A 25,897-nucleotide genomic window follows, 5' to 3' on the forward strand; every position below is an offset into this window, starting at 1 on the left:
AGCTCTTAAGTGAGGGGTGGTCAGGCGTGGGGGGGGGCCGCACCCGCGCCCCCCACCACCGCTTGATATCGGGCGTTACTCGATCAGACGAGACGCATCGGCGGGCACGCCGGAAACTCGACCGGTAGCGCCGCCAACGCGCGATGGAACGGCCCCTGCCGCCACGGTAGTTGCTGCGCCTCTACTTTCGGGCGGATATCCGGGAGGGCGTCGAGCAGCAGGTCGATGCCCTGCGCGGTAATCGTCTGGGCGAGGGTCTGGGCCGGGCAGCCGTGCGGGCCGCCGCCCCACGCGAGGTGCGACCGGTTGCCCCTGCGGTCACCGCCGACGACGCTGGGATCGTTGTTGCACGCGGCCAAGCTGATGATCACCGGCTGATCGGCGGGCAGCCACACGTCGCCGACGAGTTGCGGCTGCCTGGGGTAGCTCGCGCACCAGTTCGCCAACGGCGGATCCTCGAACAGCACCGCGTCGATGGCGTCCCGGGTGGCCATGGCACCGCTGAGTACCTCACCTCCGTACTGCTCGTCGGTCATCAACAGCAGCAACGCATTGAGGATGAGATTGCAGGTCGGCTCCGTACCCATCGAGAACAGGAGCGCGGCCTGATTCACCATCTCCATGGCATCGAGCCCGTCCGGATGCTTCAGCAGCTCCGAGGTCAGATCGTCGCCCGGCTCGGCCCGCTTCTGCTCGACAACTCCGATCAGAGCCTCGACGAAACGCTGCTGCCCCTCTTCGGCGCCCACTCCCTCCAGCATCGCGGCCATACCGTGGTAAGCGGCGGTCGCAGCGTCTTCGGGAAAGCCCATCAGTTCACTCAGGACCCGGAAGGTCAACGGATACGCGTAGTCCGTTCGCAGATCGGCGGTACCGCGTTCACAGAAGTCGTTGATCAGCGCATCGGCGGCCCGGGCAACCGCACCGTGAACCTTGTGCATATCGACGGTATCCAACGCCGCCATGATGGTTCGCCGGTAGCGCTCATGCTCCAGACCCGCGGTTCGCAGCGCATTCTGGCGATAGCCCAGCATCGGCACCATCGGGGAGTCCGCGGGTGCGGTCTTCTCCCATCGACGTGGATCGGCGGGGAAATGGGGCTCGTCATTGAGGATCTGCATGGCCACCTGGTAACCGATCACGAGCGTCGCCGGCACACCCGGAGCAAGCTCGATCGGCACCAATGGGCCGTGACGTCGCATTTCCGCGTAGGCGCGGTGCGGATCGGCCGCGAACGAAGGGGTATCCAGCCGGACATGTGACGACCCGGCCGATACCGGGCACCCCTGGGCGATCAGGGATTCTCCCTGCGAGCCCGGAGCTGGATTGCTCAACGCGTGACTCCCCCGCGCGACGCCTCCTCGTGTCCCGGTCGGCCTGCTGCCGCGCGGCCTGGTATTCGTTGCGTGGACATGCTGGCGCATGCTACCGGGAAACGTTACGGTCCAACATTTTTGGCGGAGCCTCGAACACAACCTGCTGCGTATACATGACTACCGGCGGGCACGGGTGCGTCGCCGCGGCAACCGGTCCGAGCTTCCGGCGGTCTCGACCTACCTGTTCACTGCTGTACCCGGGGACCACCGACCGGTCGATGACGCTCGGCCCGGCCCCGACGCCGGGTCGGCTGCCCAGTTGGATAGCACGTGACGAGTCCGCTGATCGCGCAAGTCACCGGCGCCGGGTGCCTGCGGTCAGCCGTCCACGTTGCTCACGGCCGACACTCCGCACCGGCCGAACTCATGATTACTCTTCTCGTCGGGAGCGAGCCTGGTTGTCCAATTACCGCACCCGTTCTCCGCCGGATACACCGTGACGCCCTGCGTCGAATTACAGCGATTGTGGAAATAGACCGTGGTGTGCATGATGCCCGCCTCATACGAGTAGGCGATGCAATCGTCTACGCCTCTTTCTGCCGACGCGGTGCCGGTGGCGACACCGAGACCAGCCGCCACGAAGGCCGCAACCGCAACAATTTTCGAAACGACCGATTTCCACATAAAATGTTCATTTGACACGGAATGATCCTGCGGGCCGACAAACGATCTTGTCAACTGGAGTCTCGGTCCGTGGCATGCGCTGCTACGACCCTGTACTGGCACGATGCACCGTCCAAGGCATCCCGCGAGCCAATCATCCGGAGAGATTCGGCGTGGATCGCATGCAATTGTTTGCGGGAGATCATAACTGGGTAACGCTATTATCGAGTGGTCTGTACCCGCCGTAATTCCCTGACGAGCGGGTTATCTGATTCAGCGGGAAATATATTGCCCACCAAGCAGATCAGACAGGCTTCCGACTTTGGGCCCGAACATAATTCGGCGAGGTTCGCCCGGCCTGTCAGAAAGGGACCAGGCACCTTGTTCCGGCTACGCCGAGGTGGACCCGACCCCCTCGGCGAGGTCCTCGACGCTTCCGGCCATGAGTCCGATGATTCCCCGGTCGAGGAGAACAGGGCCACGTGGTTCTCGCCAGCTCTGATACCTGCGCTGACCGATGAGTTTCCCGGCGAACTCACGTCATCACTACATGGCCACGCAAACCCGCGGGCGGGCGAGCCGGGCGGCTTGCCGTCACTGTTCGAACCGGTGTCGGCCGACCGAGCAAGCCCGGTCGGCCTCGAGGAGGTGACATGTCGGACCGTGAACCGGATGTTGTGCTGGGACCGTTCTCTTCTCCGGACGCGCAGGCGACGCCGTGGGAGTCGGCATCGGCGGTCCTCCGGGCCGCGGAAGTGTTCTGGCTTTCCACGGTGCGCCCGGACGGACGACCCCACGTGACGCCGTTGCTGGCGGCGTGGAGTCTGGGTGGTATGTGCTTCACCACGGGTGGTCAGGAGCGTAAGGCGCTCAACCTCGACCACAATCCGCACTGTGTGCTGACGACCGGCACGAACACCTTGACCGGTGTGGACGTGGTGATCGAGGGTGCCGCGTCCGTCGTGGATGAGCGCTCCGAGCGCGCACAGGCCGCCGCGGACTTCGAACGGAAGTACGGACCACATCTGACCGACCGTGCGGGCAGCTGGTATCGGCTGGGTGAGGCGGTCATCACCGGCGACGTCAGGCTGTATCGGGTCGCGCCGACGGTCGGTTTCGCGTTCGGCAAGTTACCGACCTCCAGCCAGACCCGCTACACATGGCCGAGCCGGTGACGACGATGCCCGCATTGCAGCAGCGGATCCAAAGCGCCATCGACCAGTTCGTCGATACCGGTGCCGAAACCGGCTTGCAGGTCGCCGTATACCGGCACAGCGCACTGGTTGTCGACGCCGGCGCCGGGATCGCCGACAACGCGACCGGGCGCCGGGTGACCCCGGAGACTCCGTTCTTCAGCTTCTCCGCCGGCAAGACCATGGCGTCGCTGATCGCGCACCTGCTGGTCCGGACGGGCGCCGTCGGATACGACACACCGGTGGTTGATCTGTGGCCGGAGTTCGGCGCCCACGGGAAAGAGTCCGCGACTCTGCGACACGTGCTCACCCACACGATCGGTGTACCGGCGATGCCTCGCGATATCGGACCCGCAGACCTGGCCGACCGGACGCGAATCTGCACCGCCATCGCCGCCGCCGAACCGCTGTGGCGACCCGGGACCGCGACGGGGTACCACTCGTTCACCTTCGGCTTCCTCGTCGGAGAGATCGCGCGCCGGGCGACCGGCAAACCGATGCGGCAACTTCTCCACGAATGGATCGCCACCCCTTTGGGCCTCGACGGCGAGCTGTACTTCGGTGTTCCCCGAACCGACCTGCCCCGGCTGGCACGTCTCGAAGACACCGGCCCAGCGCCCCCGCCCGGCAGCGATACCGTCCTGGCGCCCTGGGAAATGCAACCGACCGCGGCCATGGGCAACAGTCGCGAAATCCTGCAGGCGGACATCCCCTCGGTCGGCACCTTCACCGCGCGGGGAATCGCCGCCGCGAATGCCGCGCTCCTCGACGGCCGGCTCATCGACGCACACCAGCTCGCCGAGGTCACCGCCGTGGCCTTCGAGGGCACCGACCAGGTGTTCGGCACCCCCGCGCGACTCGCCCTGGGCTACCCCCTCGGTCGCCTGGGCGCGCGGCCGGATGAGTCATCGACCGCGTTCGGCTGGGTCGGTGGCGGCGGCAGCTACGTCTATGCCGACACCGCCACCGGCCTCTCGTTCGCCATGACCAAGACCCGACTCACCCCGCAGTTCGACACCGCGCGACGACTCGCGGAACTGACCGCAGCCGCGACCGACCCGCCGGCTTGAGTCTCGAGGTGTCCACGTCGGCCTGATGATCGGTCTGATCGCGCCGGGACGGTGCGGTCGCCCTTCCCGCCGTGGAGCCGATGGAAGCGCTCGGCAGGTGGGGCGCATCGACGAGAACGGCACGAGCGCATTCGTCCGGCCCGAGCGGGGGCCGGCCCGGCCTCGCCTGCGAGATCCGGGGTGCGATGACGCCGTCGAGGAGAGCGTCGATCAAAGCGTCCGCCCGCATCAAGTCACTCACGCCGACCTCGCACTGTCCAACGTGGCGCCACTCCGCCGAGCCACCTAGCCTGGAGGATGTTCACAGATCGGTATACCCAGAGGAGGTTGCGGAATGACGACATCCGAGACCATGCGTGCGGTGCGGATCGCGCACCACGGCGGTCCCGAGGTGCTGGAGCCGGTGGACGTGGCGGTGCCCAGCCCGGAAGCAGGGGAGGTGCTTGTCCGGGTGAACGCCGTGGCGCTGAACAACACCGACCTGTGGACCCGCGAGGGCGCGTACGGCCGCCCGGGCGACCCGCGGGCACGGTCGGGCTGGCGCGGCCCGATCGACTTTCCGCGCATCCAGGGCGCCGATATCGCCGGGCGGATCGCCGCGGTCGGACCGGGCGTGGATGAACGCCTCATCGGTCGCCGGGTGGTCGTGGACCCGGCGATCTACGACAGCGAGGGGCCGGACGCGAATCCGGTGGGGTTGATGGGAAGCGAACGCGACGGCGGTTACGCCGAATATGTGACAGCGCCGGCCGACCGTGCGCACGACGTCACAGAATCCGCGCTGACCGACGATCAGCTCGCGAGTCTGCCGACCGCCTACGGCACCGCCCTGGGCATGATCGAACGGGGCCGCCTGCGGGAGCGGGAAACCGTTCTGGTCTCGGGAGCGTCGGGTGGTGTCGGCCTCGCGCTGGTGCAGATCGCCCGCGCGCGAGGCGCACGAGTGATCGCCATCAGCACCGGATCCAAAAGCGAGTCGGTGCGTGCGGCGGGCGCGGACGAAGTCGTCGACCGCGCGAGAGATATTGCCGAGCAGGTCCGGGCCACCGCCCCGGAAGGGATCGATGTGGTGCTCGACGTCGTCGCCGGCGATCTCGTGGCCGCGGGACTGCCGTTGCTACGCGAGGGCGGCCGGTGGGTCGTCGCCGGCGCACTCGGCGGCTACGACGTGCACTTCGATGTGCGGCGGCTCTATCTGCACAACGCGCAGCTGATCGGCTCCGCGATGCATACCCGCACCCACTTCCGCCTCCTCGTGGACCTGGCCGTGCGCGGCGCGATCCACCCGGTCATCGCCGCGGCCTACCCGTTGGAAGAAGCCGCCCTGGCGCAGGAACAGCTCGCCCGCCGGGGGCATGTGGGCAAGATCGTCCTGCACCCCTGAGTTCTGCCCGGAAGCCGTGCGAAGGCGGGCGCAACCGGGATTCCGCTGCGCCCACCCGGTCGGCACGGCGGGCCTATCGGCCACGTGCGGTCATGATCGGTGCGGTGCCGGTCAGGGGACGAACACTTCGGCCGTTGCCGGAATGCCCGGACGGTCGGTGCGCACCGTGAGCGCGACCCGCCCCGGGCCCGAGTCCACGTGCAAGTAGAACGGCCGGGTACTGGTGTTGCCGGCAGGGATGAAATGGCTCACCGAACCGGTCCGGCCGGTATCGAGGTTGCGCCAGTCCACGATCGCCGTCACATCACACGCCAGGAGGGTCGGCGCGTAGTTGCCCAGCGGGGAGAAGCCCTGTGTGATCCGCAGTTCTATGGAATGGGCCGTCCCCGGAAAGGCGCTGTACCGGTCCAGCGGGCCGTCGTAGGCGACCCCGGCGGCACTCAGCATGCCGACGCAGATACCGTTGCCCAGCGTCCAGGCCGGAGCCGTCCGCACCTCTGTCATGGCGCAGGTCCGGGGCCCGACGTTCGACCATCCGAGCTGGCAGGGATCGGCGGCGCCGGCGACGCCCGGCGCTGTCACGGCCATCGCCGCACCGACGAGACCGGTCGCTGCTGTCGTGGCCAATTTCCGTGCGATCGTCATGCACAAATGATCGCGCACCGCCTCGTATCCATTACATTTCACCCACCGCGGCAGTGCTTTCCGGTCGGGGCAGCGGTCGAGATCACTGCCGTCGTCGGCGTGATCGGTCGAAACAAGCACATAATGGATCGGTGCCCCAGCTCGCGGATTTCGCTGTCAAACCTGTACTCACGGGCCGAGAGGTGCTGCTGCGGCCGTTCGTCGACGAGGACCTCGACGCCATACGCGAGGCGTTGCGCGACCCGGAGGTCCGCAGGCTGACGGGCAGCGTTGCCGACGAGCCGGCGGAACTCGCGCCCGAGGCCCCGGACGAGGTCCGGGCGCTGCGGGAATGGTACGCGAGCCGGGACGCCCAGCCGGACCGGCTCGACCTCGCGGTCGTCGACAAGACCGGCGGCCGGTGCGTGGGGGAAGCCGTACTGAATCGGTGGGATCCCGCCAACCGCAGCTGCAATTACCGCATTCTGCTCGGTCCCGCCGGGCGGGGACGCGGGCTCGGCACCGAGGCCACCCGCCTGCTGGTCGGCTACGGTTTCGAGCGGCTCGGCCTGCACCGGATCTCGTTGGAGGTCTATGCCTTCAACCCGCGGGCCCGCCGCGTCTACGAGAAGGTGGGTTTCCGGGCCGAAGGAGTCCTGCGCGAATCGCTGCGTTATCGGGACGAGTGGATCGATGCGACGCCGATGTCGATTCTCGCGCACGAATGGGTCGCCGGCCGCTGAATTCCTGCGGGAACTCTCCTCCGGCCTCCCCGCCGATGCCCGTACGGCCGCTCGGGCCCCGATCTTCGACAGCGAGTAGGCCCGCATCCCTCGGATGCGGGCCTACCGGTCAGTTCCTGTCACCCCTCGATCAATGTGCGGCGCAGGCCCTCCGTGGCGACGACGAGGGCGGGGACCAGCGTCAGGTGCGTGATCGACAGCGCGATCGTGGACGCGGTATCGAAGTCGGCACTCACCGTCATACCGATGGTGGCGATCGCGAGCACCGAACCGATCACCGCGGCGACCCGCAGCACACCGACCCATTTGTAGGACAGCAGCACTGCCGCGCCGAGACCGATCAGCAGCGGGACCACGGTCAGCATGACGATTCCGCCGGGAGCGACGCTCTGTGCCGTGCCCGCGTCGGTCATTTCGAAACTGCCACCGGCGGCCGCACCGAGCAGCCAGACGACGATATTGGCCAGGAGCGCGGCGCCGATCGCACCGAAGAGGGCGACGGGACGATTCAGTGCGGGGATGCGGGCTGCGGTGGCGGTGGTGGTGCTCATGGCGGTCTCCTGAAGCTGTGAAGTTCGTGTGAGACCATCCTGAAACCTCAACAAATATTTAGGTCAATCCTTCGGGTCGCGGCGTGTCGCAGATCACTCTCCAGTCGGTCGCCGGTGCGCCGTGGAGACCGGAATCGAACCTGCTGTCCGGCCTGGTGAAGCCGTAGAATTACGGTATCGACCCGCGCATCGGACCGGCCACCTGGAAGGCAGGTACACCAATGACGCATCACAGTGATCCCCTTGCCGCCGGCATGCACACCGCCCACACCTGGCTGCGCGCCGTCGCCGACGATATGGGCACCGAAGATCTCACCTTCACGCTGCGCGCGCTGCGCGCGTGGATGCACACCGTCCGGGACCGGATAGGCGTGGCGAATTCCGCACACCTCACCGCCCAGCTACCCGATTTCCTGCGCGGCATCTGGTACGAGGGGTGGGTACCGAGCCGTGTACCGGGGAGCCACGGTGTCGCGGAGTTCGCCGACGAGTTCGCCGAACGCGCCGGCATCTCGGTGGGCGACGTTTCGTTCACCGCGGGCTGCGTCACGTCCGCACTGGACCGGATGATGTCGCCCGGCCAGCTGGATCATGTCTTCGCCGTGTTCCCGGAACGCCTGAGCAGCGTGCTGCGCGGTGAGAGTTCGATGGCCGGAGCCTGACGCACCACCGCCCGATCCCCCGGGTGCGCCCAGCCGAAGGGACGGATATGCGCACCACCTCGAACGAAGTCTGGCCGGCTCTGCGGGTCGACGACTGGACCGGCACCCGCGACACACTGCATATGTGGACACAGATCATCGGCAAACTCCGCCTGGCCCGCGCCCCGATGGTCAACCACTGGTGGCAGGTGACCCTCTACGTCTCCGCACGGGGTTTGACGACCTCGGCGATCCCCTACGACTACGGGACGTTCGATATCGAATTCGACTTCATCGACCACGAGCTGCAGATCCGGTCCTGCACCGGCGCCCGGCACCGGATCAATCTGGAACCCAAGACCGTGGCCGCGTTCTACGAAGAAGTGATGACAGCCCTGGACGCGCTGGGTATCGACATCACGATCCTGGCCAGACCGGTCGAGGTGGAAAACGCGATTCCGTTCGCCGAAGACACGACGCATGCCACCTACGACCGGGACCACGCCAATACCTTCTGGCGCCAGCTGGTGGCCGCCGACCGCGTCCTGAACCAGTTCCGCGGGGAGTTCGCCGGCAAGACCAGCCCCGTGCACTTCTTCTGGGGTGCGATGGACCTGGCCTGTACCCGGTTCTCCGGACGCACCGCCCCACCACATCCCGGCGGCGCCCCGAACTGCGCCGACTGGGTGATGGTCGAAGGCTACTCACACGAACTGGCCAGTGCCGGTTTCTGGCCCGGCGGCTCGGCCGAGGGCAGTTTCTACGCCTACGCCTATCCCGAGCCCGACGCCTACGCGACGACACCGATCCGGCCGCAGGACGCCTACTACGACGCATCCGTGCACGAGTTCCTGCTTCCCTACGAGGCCGTACGCACCGCCGCCGAACCCGAGACCACCGTGCTGGAGTTCCTCCGATCCACCTACGGCGCCGCCGCCGACACCGCCGGCTGGGACCGCGAACACCTGGACGCGATCGCGCCTCGGATCCGGTGAGCGTCGCGGCCGGTCCGCCCGCTTCACCCGATGGACGTGACCGTCCACCTCGCCAGATCGGCTGCACGAGAAGGCGTCCCGTTCCATGGATAGTTCCGGAAGTCCAGGTCGCGGAGATACTCGTTGTACCCCACCGGATACGAATTGACGATCCTGAGTTCGTCCGTCCGCCGCCCGAGCTCGCTTTCCTTCCACAACCGCGCGATATGGGTGGCCACCGGGCGTAGATCATCCGGTTGTGCCGCCGCGGGGGCAGAGACGCCGATGTAGAAGGCCAGCCAGTCGTCCGGCCGCCCATGGCTTTCTACCGGACTCACCACGGTCACACATGCTCCCGCCGGAAGGTCCGCTGTGGTGACAGCAGTCTTCAGATCCTCGAAACCGGGGGCACCGACATCCCAGACCTCCGGCGCGGGACAGTCTTCGGGAACGGCTGTCGTCGAGGTCGCCGCACCGGTCGGCTCCGCCGCGGCAGCGGTCGATGTTCCGGCCGGCTCCGCCACGGTATCCACCGGACCTCCGGAACCGCAGCCGGCCAGCACCGCGACACCCACGGCAGCAATCATCAACCGTGATCCGGTACGCACTGAAGAGGTCGTCATTTCTCCCCCACTCCTGTCGACACAGCCGACCGTCGCCCCAGAACTCGGCCGCGGCCGCTTCCAGTGGACCCAGCGGCCCATATTCATGTGATCCTCCCCGGCCCGGCCGAGACGTAACCGGTTCCGGCTCAGCGGATCCGACACTACCGACCACGGCGTTCGTGGGTAGACCCCAACTCTTGGGGTGGGCTCGAAACCGTACGGGCGGTCCGAGCCCCACAGCCGGCAATGACGTCGGCGGGCTCCGAGATGCGTCCGGCCGGCGTAGTGGACGGTGTCGATCGGCTGCCGGGCACCCCTTTCGGCCGGGCGCGGCGGCGTTCGGGGACTAGTATTCCGCAGATGTCGTTGCCGAGTGATATGCGCGCGTTCAATCGGTCCGTGGTCGAGGATTTCCGCGCCAACGGTGGGGAGATCACGATGGACGGGATGCTGAAGGGGGCCGACCTCGTCCTGCTGACCACCGTCGGCAGGCGCAGCGGGCGGCAACATATCGTGCCGCTCGGCTACCTGACCGACGGTGGCGATCGGATCGTATTGTGGGCGTCCAATATGGCGGCCGCCGAGCATCCGGCGTGGTACCGGAATCTGGTCGCCGAACCACAGGTCATCATCGAGCGTCCGACCCCGGCCGGAATCGACCTGTTCACCGGTACCGCGGCCACCGCCACCGGAACCGAACGCGAGCGGCTGCTGGCGATGCTGGCAGAACGGTTCCCGCATATGGCCGCGCATCAGCAGCAGACCGAGCGGGAGATCCCGCTGGTGGCGGTGGAACGGGTATCGGGTCTGTCCGGCTAGCGCGGGTGTCGCCCGGCGAGGATCTCCACATAGTGGACGTTGCTCGTGATGCCGCCGGGCGGGCCGGACCGGACCCGAACTGCCCGAGATGATTCAGCGCTTGCGGTGCGGGGCGAGCTCGCCGCGCTCGGCGCGGAGCTGGTCGGACGGGACGGTCATGCCGCTCCCGCGGCGACCGAGTACAACTGGTAGGACCCGCTGAACCCCTTCAGTTCGGCTTCGCGAGCAGTGCTGACGGCGATATCCGGCCGGCCGGCCACAGCGTCGCGCACCTCCTCGCTGACGAGGATCTCGCCGCCCTGCGCCTGCGCGGCCACCCGGGCGGCCATCGCGACATTACGGCCGAAGAGATCGTCACCGCGGCGAACCGAGCGGCCCATATGGATCCCGATGCGGACGCGGACACCGGCCATGGGTCCGGCGCCGGTGCCGAGGGCGCCCTGCACCTCCAGGCCGCAGCGCACCGCCTGTTCGGCGTCGCCGAAGGCGATCATGAAGCCGTCGCCCTGGCTTTTCACGATATGCCCGTCGTGCCCGGCGACGAGTCCGCGGATCAACCGGTCGTGCCGGCCCAGCAGGGCGACCCACGCGCGATCGCCCAGCCGTTCGTTGAGCGCGGTGGATCCTTCGATATCGGAGAACGCGATGACGACATCGCCCCCGGCGGTGAGTCGCGCCAGATCGGGTCTTTCGACCTGCGCCCAACCGGCCAGGTCTTCGATCGAGCTGAGTACCGCCGCGCGCAACCCCTTCCGGCGCACCAGGCTCGCGGTCTGCCAGACGGTTTTCACCGCTTCCCGGCCGCCGTTCATCAGCAACTGCCGGGTGTCGGGCCGGCGCTGGAGTTCGGCCAGCTCGTGCCGGCTGCGCACCAGCAACCGCCACAGCACGATCAGGCCGACGGCCTCGGATACGGCGATCGCCGCGAGAACATAGGCGAGCATCACCGCGTCCCGTCCGGTCCCGGATCGCGGGGCGTGGATTCCGGTCCGGCGGCCGCGCTCAACTGCTGGGAGACCTCGGGCAGGTCCGCGTGGATACGGCGGTCCATGGCCCGGGCCAGGAGTTCGTCGGCGACCAGGCGCACCGCCGGACGGAGTTCGGCGAGGGTGCCGGCGAGGTCGTGTAATCGTTCGGGAGAGGGGTCTTCCAGGACCTGGTTGACCAGGTTGACCCGGAACTCACGGACGAACGCGAAGGCCATCCGGTCGAAAGCCGCCTCCAGTTCCCAGCTCAACGCGAGTATCGAGCGGAGCGGGAGGCCCACGGCGACGAACGCGGACGCGGCCTCCAGCAGCCGCCCGCTGGAATAGACGAAGCGGTCGTCTTCGATGCGCAGATAGCCCAGGGCGATCGCCTCGGTGATGGCCTCCGGGGTCGCCTGTTCACCGAAGCGGTCCAGCATTTCGGAGAAGTCGATATCGACTTCGTCGTCCCCCCATGCCACCGAGGCCGCCGATTCGAATCCCAGCAGTTCCGAGACCCCACCGCCGTGCTCGGCGCTCGTCAGCAGGTCGGCGATACCTTCCAGGCTGTGGCCGCGGGCAAGCAGGTCGGCGACGAGTCTCAGCCGCTCGAGGTGGGTGTGGTTGTAGAAGGCGTGCCGGCCTTGCCGGCGCGGGGCCTCGAGCAGGCCGCGTTCCTGGTAGTAGCGCACCGTGCGTACCGCGACACCGGCGGCTTCGGCCAGTTCGGCAACTCGGTACTCCTGTGTTCGTGGCGTCATTGTCGTCCTCCCACTCACCGGTCCGCGAGCCGAATGACGGCAAGCTTAGCCACACTGTCTCAGTAGATGCTGGTTCGAACACAGCAATCTTCCGGCTCACTTCGCGTCAACGCTGGATACGAGCGCCTCGATTGTGGCGCAACTCACCATCGGTTACAGTTTCTACTGATATGGACGGAGCGCTCAGCGGATTGCGCAGAGTCCGTCCATAGATAGCAAGGAGGTCGACGCCGGTGCCGACGAGCAGCTCTCACGCCATTCCGGAACTGGAGATCGCCGGGATACCCGCGGTGACACATCTGAGCCGTACGCCCCGGCTGTCCCAGCGGTTGCTGGACCATCTGGCCGGTACCGACGGTGCCGAATCCGGTGTCACGATGCCGTGCGGTGTGCTGCGCCGCGAAGCCGCCGAGGTGGTGGCCGGGTGCCTGGACCTGGTGGCGGCGGCGTTGCAGGGCCGTACGGTGCGCGCCGTCCCCGAGCCGCTGGCGAGCAGGATCGAGGGCTGGGCCGCGGAAGGGGTGGCGCTGGAAGCCGTGCAGCACGCCACCCACCTCGGGTTCCGGTTCGTGCTGGACTTGCTGGCCGGACGATCCGACAGCACCGACAGTCCGATGATGGTGGCCGCCGGCCAGCGGCTGGCCGCGCTACTGGACCAGGTCAACACCGGCTTCACTCGGGCCTACCTGCGTGAGTTGCGGGCCCATACCGCGGCCCGGCACGCCGGGGCCGAGGCGCTGGCCACCGCGCTGATCTCGGGTACGAGTACCGCGGAGACGGCCCGCGAGAGTGGTTTCCGGAGTGCGGATTCCTACGCGGTGCTCGCCCTCGCGCTCCCCGGCGCCGCCGCCGGTTCCGGCGACGACGGTATCGAGACCCGGCGCCGGCTGCGCCGATTGCGCGCCGAACTCTGTCTCGGGGGTGAGATGCCGCCCGCCCGGCTCAGCGAAGCCGGCGGCACCGTCCTCGTACCTCAGCACAGACCCGACGATTCCGCGGTGACCCACCTGTTCGAGCGCCTGCGGAGCGCGACCCGTGAACCGCTGCTGGCCACCGTCGTGCACGCGCGCCACGACGAGGTTCCCGACGCCACCCGCCGCGCGCACGAACTGCTCGACCTCGCCCAGCGTCTGCACCGGCCCGCCCGGCTGTACCGGATCGCCGATCTGGCGGTGGAATACCAGATCACCCGGCCGGGGCCGGCGCGGCGGCAGCTGGCGACGGCGCTGGACCCGTTGCTGTCCCAGCCCGAACTGCTGCAGACTCTCGCCACCCACCTGGCCAACGACCGCAACCGTCAGATCACCGCCCGCGCGCTCTACATCCACGCCAACACCCTCGACTACCGGTTGCGCCGCATCGCCCAGCACACCGGCCTGGATCCCGCCCGCGCCGACGATCTGTGGCATCTCCAGGCGGCCCTCGTCGCGGGCGCCTACGAAACCGGCTCGATGGCGGCGGCGATGCCGGTACCGGCATCGGCGAAGAGCCCCGGGCACCCCGCGGTCGCGGTGCAGGCGTCCGCCGGCATCCGGCCGGTGCCCGCGGTCCCGGCCGAACCCGCCGGGGTCGGCTGACGGCGATCGCAGATCCCGCCGGGTCGGCGAGTGCAGCGACCGACCGCCCGCACGACTAGGGCAGGGCCGCGCAGTTCACGGGGGCCGGCACACCGGCGAGGCGATCGGTCACCCACTGCTGCGAGGTCGTCAACGACGGGATGAACGCCACATCGTGGGTGCCCAGGATGCCGGACAGCGGGGGCACCGTGGCATCCGCTTCCAGCTGGACGGGCGTCCCGCCACCGCACCAGCTCGCGGCGATACCCCGCACGAGCGGGTACGGAGCGACCCCCTCATCGTTGCGGGCCGAGTAGACACGCACCGGTACCGCGGGGGCGGACCCGCCGAGCCGCTGCTCGCCGAACGCCTTCTTCAGTTCCGGAGAGCCGTCGATCACGGCCGCGATGGGCAGTCCGCTGGTGGTCCAGCGGGACGTGTTCTGGGGTTGCGCCATGATGCTGGAGAGCCCGCCGCCGCATTTGCCCATCGAGTCGCGCAGGATCGCCTTACCGGTGTCGTTGAGCGCGGCATCGAGCACCGGGCGGGTATCGGGATAGTCGGCGGCGATGCCGTTCAAAATCCAGGCGATGGCGGGTGCGACGCCGGGCTGACCGTCGCTGTGCGCGATGTATTCGTGGGGGCCCGCCAGCGGCCCGCCCACGTAGGCGCCGCGCACGTCCAGATCGGGGGCGTATGCCGGTTGCAGTTCGGCCGCGGCCGCGGACGCCATCCCACCCTGCGAGTAGCCGTACAGCATGACCGGCGAGCCGGAATGCAGACCGGTGCCCGGCAGTCGCAGCGCGGCGCGCGCCGAGTCCAGGACCGCGTGGCCCTGCGTTTTCCGGTTGAGGAAGTTGTGGGGGCCCGGGGTGGCGAGATCGTGATAGTCGGTCATCACGACCGACATACCGCGGGCCAGCAGTTGATTGATCGCGATCAGGTCGTATTCGACGACCACATCGGCCGGCGGCTGGAACCGGACCACCTGCGACACCATCGCCGAGGGCGCGCACTCGGGCCCCTGCCCCTGCGTGCCGCCCGCGTACGCCACCAGCGGGCGTTCGCCCGGGCCGGTCCACGGCGCGAGCGGCTCCAGATACGTTCCCGCCACCGTGGTCGGCGCGTCATTGGTGTCGCTGCTGGCGTAGGTGAGGCGGGTCGCCCGCGCCGATACCGCCCCGGGTATTCCGGGGGCCGACCACGCCGGACGCGACGCTTCGGCACGCAGGACTTCTCCCCCGGCCACCTCCGGCTGCGGAGACGCCGGCTGCGTCCATGCCGGCGGTGCGGCGATCGTCCCGACCGCGACGGCTACGAGAGTTCCGGTCAATGCGGCGACCCAGGCACGTTTTTCGCTCTTCATACCGACCCTTCGCGATGTGGTTCCAACCAGGGCAGCTACTGAACCGAAAGGCCCGATCGCCACAGACGCGATGCGACTCTGCCGGTCAGCGGATCGTGAGCAGGAAACCGTGACGTTTCGATTCAGTAGATCTAGATCGAATACTGCGAGTGAGCTGTTCGAGCGCAGAACCAGGCAATTCATGGTGCCGAAGCCAAAGCCTAAGCCATAGAGCGGGCAGAGGTCCGGAGGTCGCGACCGTGATTCGGGCGGCGTCGGTCCACCGCCCACCGGGCCGGGTCCCGGTGGATGGCCGGCCCGGTCAGCGGCGCACGCGATATTTCAGGTGCAGCACCCGGTCTCCCTGGACGACCACATCGGGGTCCTCGAGCAGATGCCGGGTATCGACCGGGCCGAAATACCTTTTGCCCGAACCGAACACCACCGGCACCACGTCCATCGCCACCTCGTCGACCAGGCCGAGCGCCAGCGCCTGCCCGCCGACCGCGCCGGCGCACACCGCCACCACCCGATCGCCGGCCCGGCGTTTCGCCTCCGCGACGGCCGCGGCGATATCGTCGAAGAAGGGCACATCCGCCTCGGGATGCCAGCCCTCGGGCTTGGGCCGGTGCGAGACGACGAGCAGATGTTCGCCGGCGGGTGGGCTTGCCTCCCAGCCGTTGGTGATGTCGAACAGGTGCCGCCCCTGGATCATGGCGCCGATGCTGTCCCAGAACGGGCGGGTGTATTCATAGGAGCGACGGCCGAGCCGGAACGGGGCGTGGTTGCGTTCGAGGTCTTCGTCCTCGACCAGCGGTACTTCGCCGTTGAAATACCAGTCGAAGAGGGGTCCGACGTCATCGTTGTCATCGGCGATGAAACCGTCGACCGAAACCACCGCGTGCATTGTCACTGGCGCCATACTGTGCAGACGCCGGCAACAGCCCGGATTCATCGGGTGGGGGCTGTCGAGAATGGCCGGCGGCCGTGGCCCGGCGGGAATACGACCGGTCAGGTTCGTTGTCGCGCGGTGTCCACCAGCAGTTGGTGGAGCGCTCCGGCCGCCGTGCTCGCCCGGTCGCCGAGCAGCTCGACCTCGGTGAATGCCTCCACCAGTGCCGCTCCCGGGTCGAAAGGGGTGGCGGGTGAACATCCGCTGAGCCGATCGCGCCAGTGCCGGTAGCCGCCTGCTATCCGGCCCAGCGGATCGCGCGTATGGCCGGGGCCGGCTGTTCTCAGGTATTCGGCGATCAGCGTGCGCTGAGTGCGCCGGTGTGCCGCGTTGTCGCCCACCGCGGCCAGTGCGCGGCCGAGTTCCCGGACCAGTGTCGCGTACAGCGGGCGGTCCGATGACCCGGACGCCGGTCGGCGGCCCCCGGTCGCCCTCTCGAGGGATGCGGCCAGGGTGGCAGGGTCGGTGGTGGCGGCGCGGTCCAGCACGATATGCGCCGCGCGGACTTCCGGTTCGCCGGGGCCCGAGACGACCGGTCGGTCCAGGCGCGCGGGCAGTGCGTCGCCCAGGTCGGCGATCGCCAGCGCCCGCAGGTCGATGGTGTGGTGTCGTTCCAGCACCCGGTCGACGGCGGCGGCGATCTCCCGGGCCGTGGGCTCGTCCAGCCCAGCAGTGTCGAACCCGATGATCTGGAGGCCGTGCCGGGCCGCCAGCTCGTCGACTATTCGCATTACGGCGGGGTCCGTGACAGATCGCGGTGGCGTCCCCCCGGTCGGTGAGTTCGTTGGGCGCGGTTTCGGTGTGCCGGCGGCGGGTCGCCCGGCTCGGTCGTGGTGGCCGGTTCGTCCCGGCGGTGCGGGCCGGGGCGAGGCGGGGCGGGGCGGTGCGCCCTGTTGGTCCGGTGCGGACACACGTGGTGTAGCCGGGGCCCGGCGGTCTCCCGGGGGTGACTGCGCGGCCGGTGAGCGCCCGGACCACGGCGGTCTGGCAGTAGGCGGTCGGGCAGTGCCACGGTCCCCGGGCGCGTGTGGCCCGGCGCCGCGAGGCGGCTGTGCCGATGAGCTTTCCGTGCGGGTGGGACCGGTCGCGGGTCCCCCGGAAGCCGGCGTTCCGGTGACGGCCCGGCTCGTATCCGGGCGACGGCCTGCCGGCCCGGCGGACGTACCCGGCGTGGGTGCGTCGGCTCCTGCCGCGGGTGGTGTCCCGGGTTCGGAAGTCGCGGATTCCACTGCGTTCTCCGCCCCTGGTGCGGTCGCGGGACCCGCCGGCGGTGCGGCCGGGTGACGACCGAACCCCTCTGTAGCGTCAGGGGCACGACGGATGGGAACGTCCGCAGGTGAAGACGGCCGGTCATCCGGCGATCGTGCTCCGTTGCGCGCAAGCGGTGGCTCCGGCACCTCGGCCCGGTCGCGCACGGACCGGGCGGCGGCGATATCCAGTACTTCGAAGGCCGAAAGAGACTCGGCGAGCAGCGACCCCATTTCCCGGAGGGCGCCGGCACTGTTCTCCAGCGCGTCGATCCCCTCGTCGGCGCTCGGCAGATAGTGCTCCGCGAACGCTCGGCCCATCTCGTCATCGCCCCAGCCGGCTGCGGTTTCGGTCATCCCGGCAGCCGTGAGCGCGTCCCGCAGATCGCTGGCTGTCCGGGCCGCATCGTCGGCGATACCGCGTAGTTCGTCGGTCAGGGCACGCACCGCGTCCGGATCGATATGAAAGGAATCGCCCGTCTTCGACTCCGCGCGGTCGTCACTGCTCACCGGTCACGTCCTGACTCCGGTTCGAACCCCGGGGGAATCCGACGTCCGCTTCCTGGTCGTTGGACAGTGTGTCCAGCAGATGGTGGAGCGCCCGGATCGGCTCCGCAGCCTCGTTCCCGCCAACTGAGTTCGAGCATCCAGTCGCTATGGTTTTTCCCGGTTTCCGCTGCGAGCCGACGGGGGTACGGCTCGGCGTGCCGACCCGCGAGGTGACCGCTCGCATAGTCGAGGGCATGGCCAGCGACCGCCGCGGGCTCCGTAATGCCTTGCGGGCGGCGATTGTCCAACTCACGGCGTATCCCGGCCAGCGGCCAGGGCCTCTCGGAGAATCAGCACGGACTCGTCGAGAATGTCCTGCGCCACGACCCGTTCGAGACCGAGTTCTACGGCCGCTTCCGCTATCGGCTGGTTGTCCAGGAAGCATCGCACCACCAACTCCTCCGCCAGATCGGGCCGGCTGTGCGCAGCCGAGAGAGCCTCCCGCACGGTCACACGCAAGTCTGTGGTGTCCGCGTGGGCCGATGAATCAGCGAGTTGGTATCCGGGATAGTGCTCGCGCGGGGGCGAGTCCGTGTATACGACCGGCCCGCGCCGCAGAATTTGCAGGGCTTCGTGAACACGATCCGGATCGAGCCCTGTTTCCTCCGCTATCTCGGATTCACCGAAACCGTCATTCGATGACCTCGAATGACGCCGGAGGTACGCGGCAACCGCAACTACTGCGTCGCGTGTCCTCCTGTCGAGGTGCGGGTATTCGTCCTCGTGATAAGCGCGCAAGGCAGTGGCATGGGCCGTGGCCGCAGCATGCCGTTCGAACGGCCCGAGCAATGGATCATGGTTGGCCGCTGCCCGCCATATCGCCAAGTGCATCTGCTGGGCGAGGTCGTCGCACCGAGCGGGATCGGTCCGCCGCGGAATGTTGGACCGGATGAACTCCGGCAGGGTGACGAGCTTTGTCGAATAGATGGTGTACGGATAGGTTTCAGTGATTTCGTGCAGCAGTCGCCGCTCCTCGCCGGAGCCGGGCCGGGTTGCGATCAGATCCCAGAACTTCTGCTCCCACTCGGGTGGATCGCGGTGGTCTGCCGATGAATCCCCGGAAAAATGTTCCATAGCGGCGCGGAGGGTCCCGCTGGACATACCCGTGGCATCCCGAAGCGTTCGCAGGTTCTGTAACCGAGGGTGGTACCTGCCGATCTCCCATGCCCATACCGTGCCTTTCCCGACCCCGAGGAGCCGCGCGAAATCCAGCTGGCTCGTTCCGGACCGGGCGCGTAGACCGCGGAGCCAACCGGCCCATTCGAGGTAGGTATCGGGCGCGTCGACATGCGGCTCCAGGGTCGGAAAGTGTGCGCACATACGGGCCAGGAGATCGGTCGGCAGCACTGGTGTATCGCGCGTGCCGGACGGTGTGAGGGGCACGATCTTGCCGAGGAAGGTCCGCAGTTCCTCTACCGACGGCTGACGCCTGCCGGCTTCCCGCTCGGAAATGGTTTCGGCGGTGGTTCCGGCCAGTCGCGCGAAGCCCTCCGGGGTGGCTCCGCACCACTCGCGGACATCACGGAACCAGCGCCCCAGACCCGCCGGAGAGCCGGCATAGGCGCGAGGATCCTCGACCCGGGGGATGAGCGGCCCGTGCGCGGTATCCGGATAGTGCTGTCGGTACAGGGTGTTCACCGTCTCGGCCGGTATTGCCGCTTTGTCGATCAACGCCCGCAGGGCATGAGGCGAGGGTCGGGACAATCCGGTCTCCCACGTGCTGATCGTCGACCGGTCGACGCCGAGACGGTCGGCGAGCTCCGCTTGGGTGAGACCGCGGTGCCGGCGGAGACCACGTAGCTCCGCGCCGAGAAGCCGGCGACCGTCAGAGGATCGGTCACCGATTCGCTCGGCCGGGGCGGCGCCGGTCCGCGACCCGAGCACCTCGGACATGGTATGGGTGTCGTCCAACAGATCGAGATATGCCGCGATGACCTCGGCCGGCGGTCTCCGTGCTCCCCGCTCGAACCTCGACACAGCATCTTGATATGTTCCGGCCCGCACCGCCATCTCGGTCTGCGTGAGCCCGGCCGTAGTGCGCAGCCGGCCGAGACGCGCGCCGAGTTCTCTGTTGTCGAGGTGCACTACGCTCACCGCGATATCGCGGGCGCGTGAGGGGCCGGCCTCCACAGCCGCACGCCGGTATGCCTCGACCACATGCACCGGGGCGGGGGCCGATCCGCTCTCGTAACGGTTGATGGATTGCTGGCTCATACCGGCCCGCTTCGCCATCTCGGTCTGAGTGAGACCGGACGCCGCACGCAGAGCCCTCAGATCCTGGCCCGGATGCTCGGTGGTCCCGCTGACCGCCTCGAGCGCGGTAGGTGGTGGTTGCGTGCGCTCGACGAATCCGATGCACAGGACCTGACTGTCGTAGTCCGGCCAGCCGGCGAAGAACTTCGCCGGACTGCTCTGGTAGACGATCATCGGATCGGCGGCGCGGCCGGCCGGATCCGGATGCTCCATATGGTTGGCGTACCACCAGCTTCCGGTCCGCGAGTCATACCAGGCGAAGTTGTAGTTGCCGTAGCCGGGTTTCGGCAACAAGGTATCGACCGCCATCGTCACCTGACCGGTTTCCGGGTCCGGCACGAATTGCTCACCGTCGGGATCGGCCCGCACTTCGAAGACTTGTCGACCGTGCCGGTCCCGCACCGGGTTGCCGCCCGCATCGATCGCCGGAGCCTGACCCGACCAGTACTGCTTCGAGAATATGACGGCCTCCCACCCGGATGGGTTGCCGCCCGGCAGGTGTTTTCCCACATCACGTAATTTCGCGAGGACTTCGTCCGCTTGGACCAGCCGCAGGAATTCCTGTGAGTCGTCGGGGTTCCGGGCGAGAATCGCATTGAATCTCTCCGCATACGCCGCGACTCGCTCGAAGGTGCGTGCGCCACCCTCGACCCGGAGCCGGGACCGGGCGTCCTCGAGTTCGCTCCGATATTCTTCGGATATCCCCGCAAGCTTCCTGTTCACCTCTGCCGGGGCCAGAACTCTTTCCACCTCATGGTTCGCCAGGTGGGCCGCATGGTCGTAGAAGGCAAGGTTCAGCGGCGGCCGGATCATATGCGACCCCAGGCGCAGGCGCACCACCCCGACACAGCCGGATTCGAGAATCGTCAACTCGCGCCGGGTGAGCGTGCGGCCGATCTCCCGTTCCCACATGCGCGCATAGTCGTCCTTCCGATATGAACGCTGCTGTTCAGCGCCCTCCAACGGGGTCGCCAGCAGGTGTCTCCGGTCTTCGTGCCCCCCATGCTGCGCGGCAGAGCCGGTCGACGGGGTGACGGCCGGCCGGTCCGGTGGCACCACCGGTCCGGTGTCCGGCCGCCGGGATCCGGCCGTGCCGGCGAGTTCGCCCGACTCGGTCGGACCGGCTGCCTGCGCGGAGGATCTCCCGGCCGATCGGGTCAGCAGGTCGTACAGCTTCCGCACCGGTTCCGGCGGGGAGTCCTCCTTCGCACCGTGGACCACGTGAACGGCGAAAGCTTCGCCCAGCCCCTCCCCCAGATCGTTATCGCTCTCGCCGGAGCCGGACGGGCTGTAACGGTTCAACCAGCGGGCGTGGACGAAGTCGTTCTCGGCGAGATTGCGCAGGTATGCCCGGGCCCGCCATGAGGTCGCCAGCATGCTGCCGTCGTAAAGCGCACGGCCGAATGCATGGGCCACGACGTGGAACACGGGCTCTCGGAGTGCGGTCGGCGAGTACACATCATCGGCGACGCCGGCCACCAGCGCTGACGCGAACAGTTGCGCGTCAGCGGCGTGCCGGTGATCGAGGATCAACATGTCCGGGTGCCGGATACCGGTATGCGGATCCACGTAATCCCCGACCATCGCGAGACGGCCGGAGTCCAGGGCTGCGATGCCGACACCGCGCACCGTGAGCGGGAACTGCCGGACCAATTCCACTGTCGCGACTGCGAACTGCTGCGCCACTTCCGGGACGACACCGCGATCGAACCCGAAAATCCGGAAGTCTTCGCGGCGTGTGATCGCCTCCAGCGTGCCCAGTAGTTTCGCACCGACCGCAGGTGGTGTCAGGGATGACCAGTTCGCATCGACGGGAGTGCCCAGAATCGCGGTGACCGTTCGCCGCACGGTTTCGCCCGCCCCTGGATGGTCGTCACCATCGGCACCGGAACCGTCGGGGCCGCCACCACCGCCGGACCCAGCGCGACCGCCGCCGTTGCCACCGGACGCGTCGCGGCCGCCACCCGCACCACCGGCGCCGGGAGCGCGGGTGGCACCAGTGCCGGTCGTAGTGGGTGGCTTCCCGACCACGACTTCGGATTCGCTGCGCGGCGGCGCGTCGCCGGCCGGCGGAGTCACGGTCCCGCGCGGTTCGGGGGTCGGCCGGCTGCCGGCGGGTGGTGCGGTGGGAGATGCCACGATCACCGTGCTGGTTGCGGTGGATCCGCGGGCGAGCGGGGCGCGTGCGACGGACGCGGCGCTGCCGAGCATGGCTACGCCACGGCGGCCGGGAGGGGCGGCGAACTCGGACAGGATCGGAGCAGCCGGCACGGTCCCGACATAAGCCGGTGCGCGGGTTACGGCCTCGAAGGGCAGGCCCGCTGCGCGCGCGGGCCAGGACGGCGTGGTGTGCCCGGCCGGCGGTGGCTCGACCGGGGCGGGTGCGGAGATCTGCTCGCGCGACCAGGGCGTGTCCCCTCGATGGACGAAGAGGTCGACAGTTGTCGAAGTCCTGCGGGTGGTCTGCGGGTCGAACACGGGACCGGTGTGCGCGGACGCTGTTTCGGGAAGCCCCGGTCTGGTGCTGGTGGGCGACGCGCCGGCCCGATCGGTCTCGGCGGCGGTTGCCGGTGTATCGGTTGTCCCCGGTGCACCGACGATGGCCGGGATGTCCGCCGCGACGCCCGGAATCCGGCCGATCGGTGTGACCGTGGCCCCCGAGACCGTCGCGGCCTGAGGTGCGGGTTCTGGAGCGGGCGGGGTCGCGGCGGGCGTGGCGGGACCCGGGTCCCGCGGGCCTGCGCCGAACGCCGAGGGGGCAGCCGGCGCGGGGTGGAGGCCGGAGCCGATACCCGTCCGGTCGCCGTAGGAACCGTCGCGGCGGACTGCGAACGAGGCATCCGCCGCGATCACCTGCTCGATACCGGTGGACCCCTTCGATACACGAGTATCGAGTAGTCCGGCGACTGCGTCCGTGACCGCGGTACGCGCGTGGTTTCCGGCGTCGATCAGCCCGCGAGCCACGGCTTCGATATCGCCGGGGGTCTGCCCGGCGGGGCCGGGCGGTGTGATTCGCGGAGCCGATGCGTCGCGGTAAGCGTGCACAGTATGCGCCCCACCGGAAATCAGCCCTTCCAGCACACCGTTGACCATGCTCGTCCACACCTCGGTCTCCCGCGGCGCCGCCCACGACCCCGCGTACGCGCTCGCCACTCCTGCCGCGCCCACCGCGCCGCCCGCGCCGCCCGCGGCACCCGACACCCCGCCCGCGAACAGCACCGCGCCCGCGGTCCCCGCCCCCGAACCGGCTCGGTGCAACCGCGCCAGCACGGCGTTCACCGGCCGCAGAGAGAGCGCCCCGGCACTCGCCACACCACCCGCGAGGCCGCCGCCGGCCGCGATCGCGACCGACTGCCAATCGATCTCGGCACGCCGCCCCTGACCCTGCTGCCACACCTGCGCACCCCAGGTGATCCCGCCACCGAGCCCCGCACCCAGCACCCCGGCACCCAGGGGCAGCGCCACCCGCGACCCCGAGAACCGCTGCCCCGACAAGGTCAACAGCTCCACCAACCGCGTCAACGCCAGCCGCCACCCGGCTCGCGCCGCCGCCCGGTGCGCCGCCGCCGCCACCGGTGCGCCCCCCGCCAGGAACATATCCGCCACCAACTCGGCCACCAGCACCAACGCCATCCACCGCCACGTCGTCTGACCCAGGTCGGTCGCCAGCGCCGCCTCATCGCACTGTGCGGCCAAACTCCCGCAGAAGTCGGCCTGCCGATGCTTCTCTGCCGCCGATCCCGCCAACAGCCGCTGCAGCTCCGCACCCGCCGCACCGCCGAACCTCGCCGGCACCGACGCCGCCACCGCCTCCAGCCGATCCGCCTCGGCCCGGCACGCCTCCCCTGCCGCCGACCACGCCGCCGCTCCGGACCACATCTCGCCCGCATCACCTCGCGGACACGGCCCCATCACCTGCTCACACAACGCCAGCGGGAACCCGTCCGGAAACGCGACCATCCAACCCACCTCGATACGACCGCCGGCACATCGACCTACGTTTCGGTCCCGGCCCCCATCCGACGTCCACCGGGAGACCTGCCACCGCGCCCTTCACGAGAACTCGGACCGGCGCGTATCGGCGGCCATAGTGGTACCGGGCGCCACTCCCCACCGCCGGATAGGCGCGAACCGGGGAGGGAGTGAGCGCCCGCGTGCGGCAGGCAGAGGATGGGAACACTCGGCGCCGTACCGGGTCTGCGACGCGGACAGCGCCCGGCGATCGCCATGGACTTCGACGGTGGCGCGGTACGGGATAATTCTCGATTGAATATCATCGGTCGAAATTTCGATCACAGATGACACTTCCCGCACTTCCCGTGGGACGAATTCAGCAACGATTCATGCGATCCGCGGTCGCCGCCATTCGATTCTAGCCACCGATTCGACACCGGACAATATGCCGGAAGAACATAACAAGAGAAAGGCATTGTGCACTTTGCACACAATGTAGCGCTGTCACCAGGAATGGTGAGGCGGACAACATATTTGCAGCTCGGGCGCCCTAGACTGGCAACGTCCTTCGCACAATAATTCAGGAGCCATGTCATGTTCGATAAGTCAGTGAATGTCGATCTGTCCCTCGACGATATCGACGGATTCAGTAATATCTACGGCGGCATCGTCGATGAAGAAGGCGCCCACGAGACCGGCGCCCGCTGATACGAAGACCTGATCGGAAACCGATATGACACTCCGTCCGGCGGCAACTCCACTCGACGGTGACCTCGGCCGCCGGATCCCACCGCCGGACGGAGGACGGGCCTTTCTGCGCCTTTACAGCACGGCACTGAACCAGCGGGTGGCCGGCACCTGCGCCGCACTCTTCCACCCGGTGGATCGACAGCAGGTCACCCGGATCGAGGCCCTCTTACCCGCGCTGACCGATACCGGCTGGACCACACCGGAACTCGCCCACGCCCACTTCGTGGGTTTGGCCGACGAGCGGCGCCGGCACGCTACGGCCCAGCGGGCGGTGGCGCAGCTCGAGCAGATCGTGGCCGGTCCACCGCCCCCGCTCGATCCGTCGACCTCCGGCGACAACCCGCCCCCATGGGTGGAATACGCGCTGGCCGGATTCGTCGACGATCAGCGACGCAACGACGGTCTCGCGGTCGAACTGGAAGCGGTCACGCCCGCCGCGGCGACTCTCGAGGCAGTAGGGAACGCGCTCACCCACCTGGCCGGCACCTGGCCGGAAATGAGTCGTGTCACCGAAACTCTGGTGCGGGAGATCCGCTGGACGACGGGCTCGGCGCACGGCTCCGCATCGGCCACCCTGACCCAGACCTACGGGGCCGTGTTCATCCGGGCCGACCTCGCCCGGCCCGTAGTGCTCTACGAACTCCTCGTGCACGAAGCCACCCACCTGGAGCTGATAGCGCGGATGGCGCTGGACAAGTTGCTCACCAACGGATCCCTGCGCGCCCCTTCTCCGTTCCGGTCCGTGGCCCGCCCACTCACCCGGGTATTACACGCAACGCTGGTCGCAGCCCGGCTCGCGGAGGCGATGCGCCGCTACCACCCGGCCACCGCTCAGGAACGAGATCTCTTGCGGCAGCGGGCGAGCCGGTTCGCCGAGGACCTCGCGGTCGGGCTGGCAACCCTCGCCGAACACGGACGCTGGACGACCATCGGCCACGAATTCTTCACCGACCTACGTGCCGCGCTCTGAGCGTCGTGACGC

20 protein-coding genes are annotated in these 25,897 nt (G+C 68.5%); 9 read left to right on the forward strand and 11 right to left on the reverse strand.

Features of this window, described 5'->3' with window-relative positions; translation table 11 throughout:
- Window positions 1–83: 83 nt before the first annotated feature.
- Both AB0F41_RS16395 and AB0F41_RS16400 read right to left on the reverse strand, forming a co-directional pair.
- Window positions 84–1,334: a cytochrome P450 gene (locus tag AB0F41_RS16395; protein WP_357424481.1), complete on the reverse strand. Its 1,251-nt coding sequence runs from the start codon at window positions 1,332–1,334 to the stop codon at window positions 84–86.
- 360 nt (window positions 1,335–1,694) lie between these two features.
- On the reverse strand, window positions 1,695–2,018 hold the full coding sequence (locus AB0F41_RS16400; RefSeq protein ID WP_357424483.1) for a hypothetical protein: 324 nt from the start codon (window positions 2,016–2,018) through the stop codon (window positions 1,695–1,697).
- A gap of 614 nt (window positions 2,019–2,632) precedes the next feature.
- Between AB0F41_RS16400 and AB0F41_RS16405 the strand changes: the two genes are divergently transcribed.
- The 3 genes from AB0F41_RS16405 to AB0F41_RS16415 all read left to right on the forward strand — a co-directional run bounded on the left by AB0F41_RS16405 (window position 2,633) and on the right by AB0F41_RS16415 (window position 5,626).
- On the forward strand, window positions 2,633–3,154 hold the full coding sequence (locus tag AB0F41_RS16405) for a pyridoxamine 5'-phosphate oxidase family protein (RefSeq protein ID WP_357424485.1): 522 nt from the start codon (window positions 2,633–2,635) through the stop codon (window positions 3,152–3,154).
- A 5-nt stretch (window positions 3,155–3,159) separates the two neighbouring features.
- Entirely contained in the window at window positions 3,160–4,242 is a 1,083-nt protein-coding gene (locus AB0F41_RS16410) for a serine hydrolase domain-containing protein (RefSeq protein ID WP_357424487.1), read from the forward strand.
- Window positions 4,243–4,576: 334 nt separating this feature from the next.
- On the forward strand, window positions 4,577–5,626 hold the full coding sequence (locus AB0F41_RS16415) for a zinc-binding dehydrogenase (protein WP_357424489.1): 1,050 nt from the start codon (window positions 4,577–4,579) through the stop codon (window positions 5,624–5,626).
- 111 nt (window positions 5,627–5,737) lie between these two features.
- On the opposite strand, the gene AB0F41_RS16420 is transcribed toward AB0F41_RS16415, so the two are convergent.
- On the reverse strand, window positions 5,738–6,271 hold the full coding sequence (locus tag AB0F41_RS16420) for a hypothetical protein (protein ID WP_357424491.1): 534 nt from the start codon (window positions 6,269–6,271) through the stop codon (window positions 5,738–5,740).
- A 131-nt stretch (window positions 6,272–6,402) separates the two neighbouring features.
- Here AB0F41_RS16420 and AB0F41_RS16425 point away from each other — a divergent pair, with 131 nt between their 5' ends.
- Complete coding sequence (locus AB0F41_RS16425) at window positions 6,403–6,993, forward strand: GNAT family protein (RefSeq protein WP_357424493.1); 591 nt, start codon at window positions 6,403–6,405, stop codon at window positions 6,991–6,993.
- 119 nt (window positions 6,994–7,112) lie between these two features.
- On the opposite strand, the gene AB0F41_RS16430 is transcribed toward AB0F41_RS16425, so the two are convergent.
- Complete coding sequence (locus AB0F41_RS16430) at window positions 7,113–7,544, reverse strand: DUF6069 family protein (RefSeq protein ID WP_357424495.1); 432 nt, start codon at window positions 7,542–7,544, stop codon at window positions 7,113–7,115.
- A 221-nt stretch (window positions 7,545–7,765) separates the two neighbouring features.
- On the opposite strand from AB0F41_RS16430, the gene AB0F41_RS16435 reads away from it, so the two are divergent.
- Together AB0F41_RS16435 and AB0F41_RS16440 are read left to right on the forward strand one after the other, a co-directional pair.
- Window positions 7,766–8,206 (forward strand): DUF2267 domain-containing protein, encoded by a 441-nt coding sequence (locus AB0F41_RS16435; RefSeq protein ID WP_357424497.1) that lies wholly within the window; start codon window positions 7,766–7,768, stop codon window positions 8,204–8,206.
- A 47-nt stretch (window positions 8,207–8,253) separates the two neighbouring features.
- Window positions 8,254–9,180, forward strand: coding sequence for a DUF5996 family protein (locus AB0F41_RS16440; RefSeq protein WP_357424499.1), 927 nt, complete (start codon window positions 8,254–8,256; stop codon window positions 9,178–9,180).
- 23 nt (window positions 9,181–9,203) lie between these two features.
- On the opposite strand, the gene AB0F41_RS16445 is transcribed toward AB0F41_RS16440, so the two are convergent.
- A complete protein-coding gene (locus AB0F41_RS16445; protein ID WP_357424501.1) occupies window positions 9,204–9,782 on the reverse strand; it encodes a hypothetical protein in 579 nt (192 codons plus the stop codon).
- 342 nt (window positions 9,783–10,124) lie between these two features.
- On the opposite strand from AB0F41_RS16445, the gene AB0F41_RS16450 reads away from it, so the two are divergent.
- On the forward strand, window positions 10,125–10,583 hold the full coding sequence (locus AB0F41_RS16450; RefSeq protein ID WP_357424503.1) for a nitroreductase/quinone reductase family protein: 459 nt from the start codon (window positions 10,125–10,127) through the stop codon (window positions 10,581–10,583).
- A gap of 155 nt (window positions 10,584–10,738) precedes the next feature.
- Here AB0F41_RS16450 and AB0F41_RS16455 read toward each other — a convergent pair whose 3' ends face one another.
- The gene (locus tag AB0F41_RS16455) at window positions 10,739–11,527 is read right to left on the reverse strand and encodes an adenylate/guanylate cyclase domain-containing protein (protein WP_357424505.1); all 789 of its coding nucleotides are present in this window, start codon (window positions 11,525–11,527) and stop codon (window positions 10,739–10,741) included.
- On the reverse strand, window positions 11,527–12,309 hold the full coding sequence (locus AB0F41_RS16460) for a MerR family transcriptional regulator (RefSeq protein ID WP_357424507.1): 783 nt from the start codon (window positions 12,307–12,309) through the stop codon (window positions 11,527–11,529). Before AB0F41_RS16460 ends, AB0F41_RS16455 begins: the two co-directional genes overlap by 1 nt.
- Before the next feature lie 233 nt (window positions 12,310–12,542).
- On the opposite strand from AB0F41_RS16460, the gene AB0F41_RS16465 reads away from it, so the two are divergent.
- A complete protein-coding gene (locus AB0F41_RS16465) occupies window positions 12,543–13,886 on the forward strand; it encodes a helix-turn-helix domain-containing protein (protein WP_357424509.1) in 1,344 nt (447 codons plus the stop codon).
- 55 nt (window positions 13,887–13,941) lie between these two features.
- Here AB0F41_RS16465 and AB0F41_RS16470 read toward each other — a convergent pair whose 3' ends face one another.
- The 4 genes from AB0F41_RS16470 to AB0F41_RS16485 all read right to left on the reverse strand — a co-directional run bounded on the left by AB0F41_RS16470 (window position 13,942) and on the right by AB0F41_RS16485 (window position 24,171).
- Window positions 13,942–15,231: a lipase family protein gene (locus AB0F41_RS16470; protein WP_357424511.1), complete on the reverse strand. Its 1,290-nt coding sequence runs from the start codon at window positions 15,229–15,231 to the stop codon at window positions 13,942–13,944.
- Between the two features lie 301 nt (window positions 15,232–15,532).
- Complete coding sequence (locus AB0F41_RS16475) at window positions 15,533–16,132, reverse strand: dihydrofolate reductase family protein (protein WP_357424513.1); 600 nt, start codon at window positions 16,130–16,132, stop codon at window positions 15,533–15,535.
- Window positions 16,133–16,221: 89 nt separating this feature from the next.
- On the reverse strand, window positions 16,222–16,893 hold the full coding sequence (locus tag AB0F41_RS16480) for a hypothetical protein (protein WP_357424514.1): 672 nt from the start codon (window positions 16,891–16,893) through the stop codon (window positions 16,222–16,224).
- Between the two features lie 1,314 nt (window positions 16,894–18,207).
- Entirely contained in the window at window positions 18,208–24,171 is a 5,964-nt protein-coding gene (locus tag AB0F41_RS16485) for a helix-turn-helix domain-containing protein (RefSeq protein WP_357424516.1), read from the reverse strand.
- A 727-nt stretch (window positions 24,172–24,898) separates the two neighbouring features.
- On the opposite strand from AB0F41_RS16485, the gene AB0F41_RS16490 reads away from it, so the two are divergent.
- A complete protein-coding gene (locus AB0F41_RS16490; protein WP_357424518.1) occupies window positions 24,899–25,885 on the forward strand; it encodes an HEXXH motif-containing putative peptide modification protein in 987 nt (328 codons plus the stop codon).
- The last annotated feature ends 12 nt before the right edge of the window (window positions 25,886–25,897 follow it).

The sequence above is a fragment of the Nocardia sp. NPDC024068 genome, from assembly GCF_040638875.1.
Lineage (GTDB): Bacteria > Actinomycetota > Actinomycetes > Mycobacteriales > Mycobacteriaceae > Nocardia.

Excerpts from the sequence above, each read along its gene's own strand:
- AB0F41_RS16405 (WP_357424485.1), top strand. The coding sequence starts at position 2,633 with ATGTCGGACCGTGAACCGGATGTTGTGCTGGGACCGTTCTCTTCTCCG.
- AB0F41_RS16410 (WP_357424487.1), top strand. The coding sequence starts at position 3,160 with ATGCCCGCATTGCAGCAGCGGATCCAAAGCGCCATCGACCAGTTCGTC.
- AB0F41_RS16415 (WP_357424489.1), top strand. The coding sequence starts at position 4,577 with ATGACGACATCCGAGACCATGCGTGCGGTGCGGATCGCGCACCACGGC.
- AB0F41_RS16420 (WP_357424491.1), bottom strand. The coding sequence starts at position 6,271 with ATGACGATCGCACGGAAATTGGCCACGACAGCAGCGACCGGTCTCGTC.
- AB0F41_RS16430 (WP_357424495.1), bottom strand. The coding sequence starts at position 7,544 with ATGAGCACCACCACCGCCACCGCAGCCCGCATCCCCGCACTGAATCGT.
- AB0F41_RS16435 (WP_357424497.1), top strand. The coding sequence starts at position 7,766 with ATGACGCATCACAGTGATCCCCTTGCCGCCGGCATGCACACCGCCCAC.
- AB0F41_RS16440 (WP_357424499.1), top strand. The coding sequence starts at position 8,254 with ATGCGCACCACCTCGAACGAAGTCTGGCCGGCTCTGCGGGTCGACGAC.
- AB0F41_RS16445 (WP_357424501.1), bottom strand. The coding sequence starts at position 9,782 with ATGACGACCTCTTCAGTGCGTACCGGATCACGGTTGATGATTGCTGCC.
- AB0F41_RS16450 (WP_357424503.1), top strand. The coding sequence starts at position 10,125 with ATGTCGTTGCCGAGTGATATGCGCGCGTTCAATCGGTCCGTGGTCGAG.
- AB0F41_RS16455 (WP_357424505.1), bottom strand. The coding sequence starts at position 11,527 with ATGCTCGCCTATGTTCTCGCGGCGATCGCCGTATCCGAGGCCGTCGGC.
- AB0F41_RS16460 (WP_357424507.1), bottom strand. The coding sequence starts at position 12,309 with ATGACGCCACGAACACAGGAGTACCGAGTTGCCGAACTGGCCGAAGCC.
- AB0F41_RS16470 (WP_357424511.1), bottom strand. The coding sequence starts at position 15,231 with ATGAAGAGCGAAAAACGTGCCTGGGTCGCCGCATTGACCGGAACTCTC.
- AB0F41_RS16475 (WP_357424513.1), bottom strand. The coding sequence starts at position 16,132 with ATGGCGCCAGTGACAATGCACGCGGTGGTTTCGGTCGACGGTTTCATC.
- AB0F41_RS16480 (WP_357424514.1), bottom strand. The coding sequence starts at position 16,893 with ATGCGAATAGTCGACGAGCTGGCGGCCCGGCACGGCCTCCAGATCATC.
- AB0F41_RS16485 (WP_357424516.1), bottom strand. The coding sequence starts at position 24,171 with ATGGTCGCGTTTCCGGACGGGTTCCCGCTGGCGTTGTGTGAGCAGGTG.
- AB0F41_RS16490 (WP_357424518.1), top strand. The coding sequence starts at position 24,899 with ATGACACTCCGTCCGGCGGCAACTCCACTCGACGGTGACCTCGGCCGC.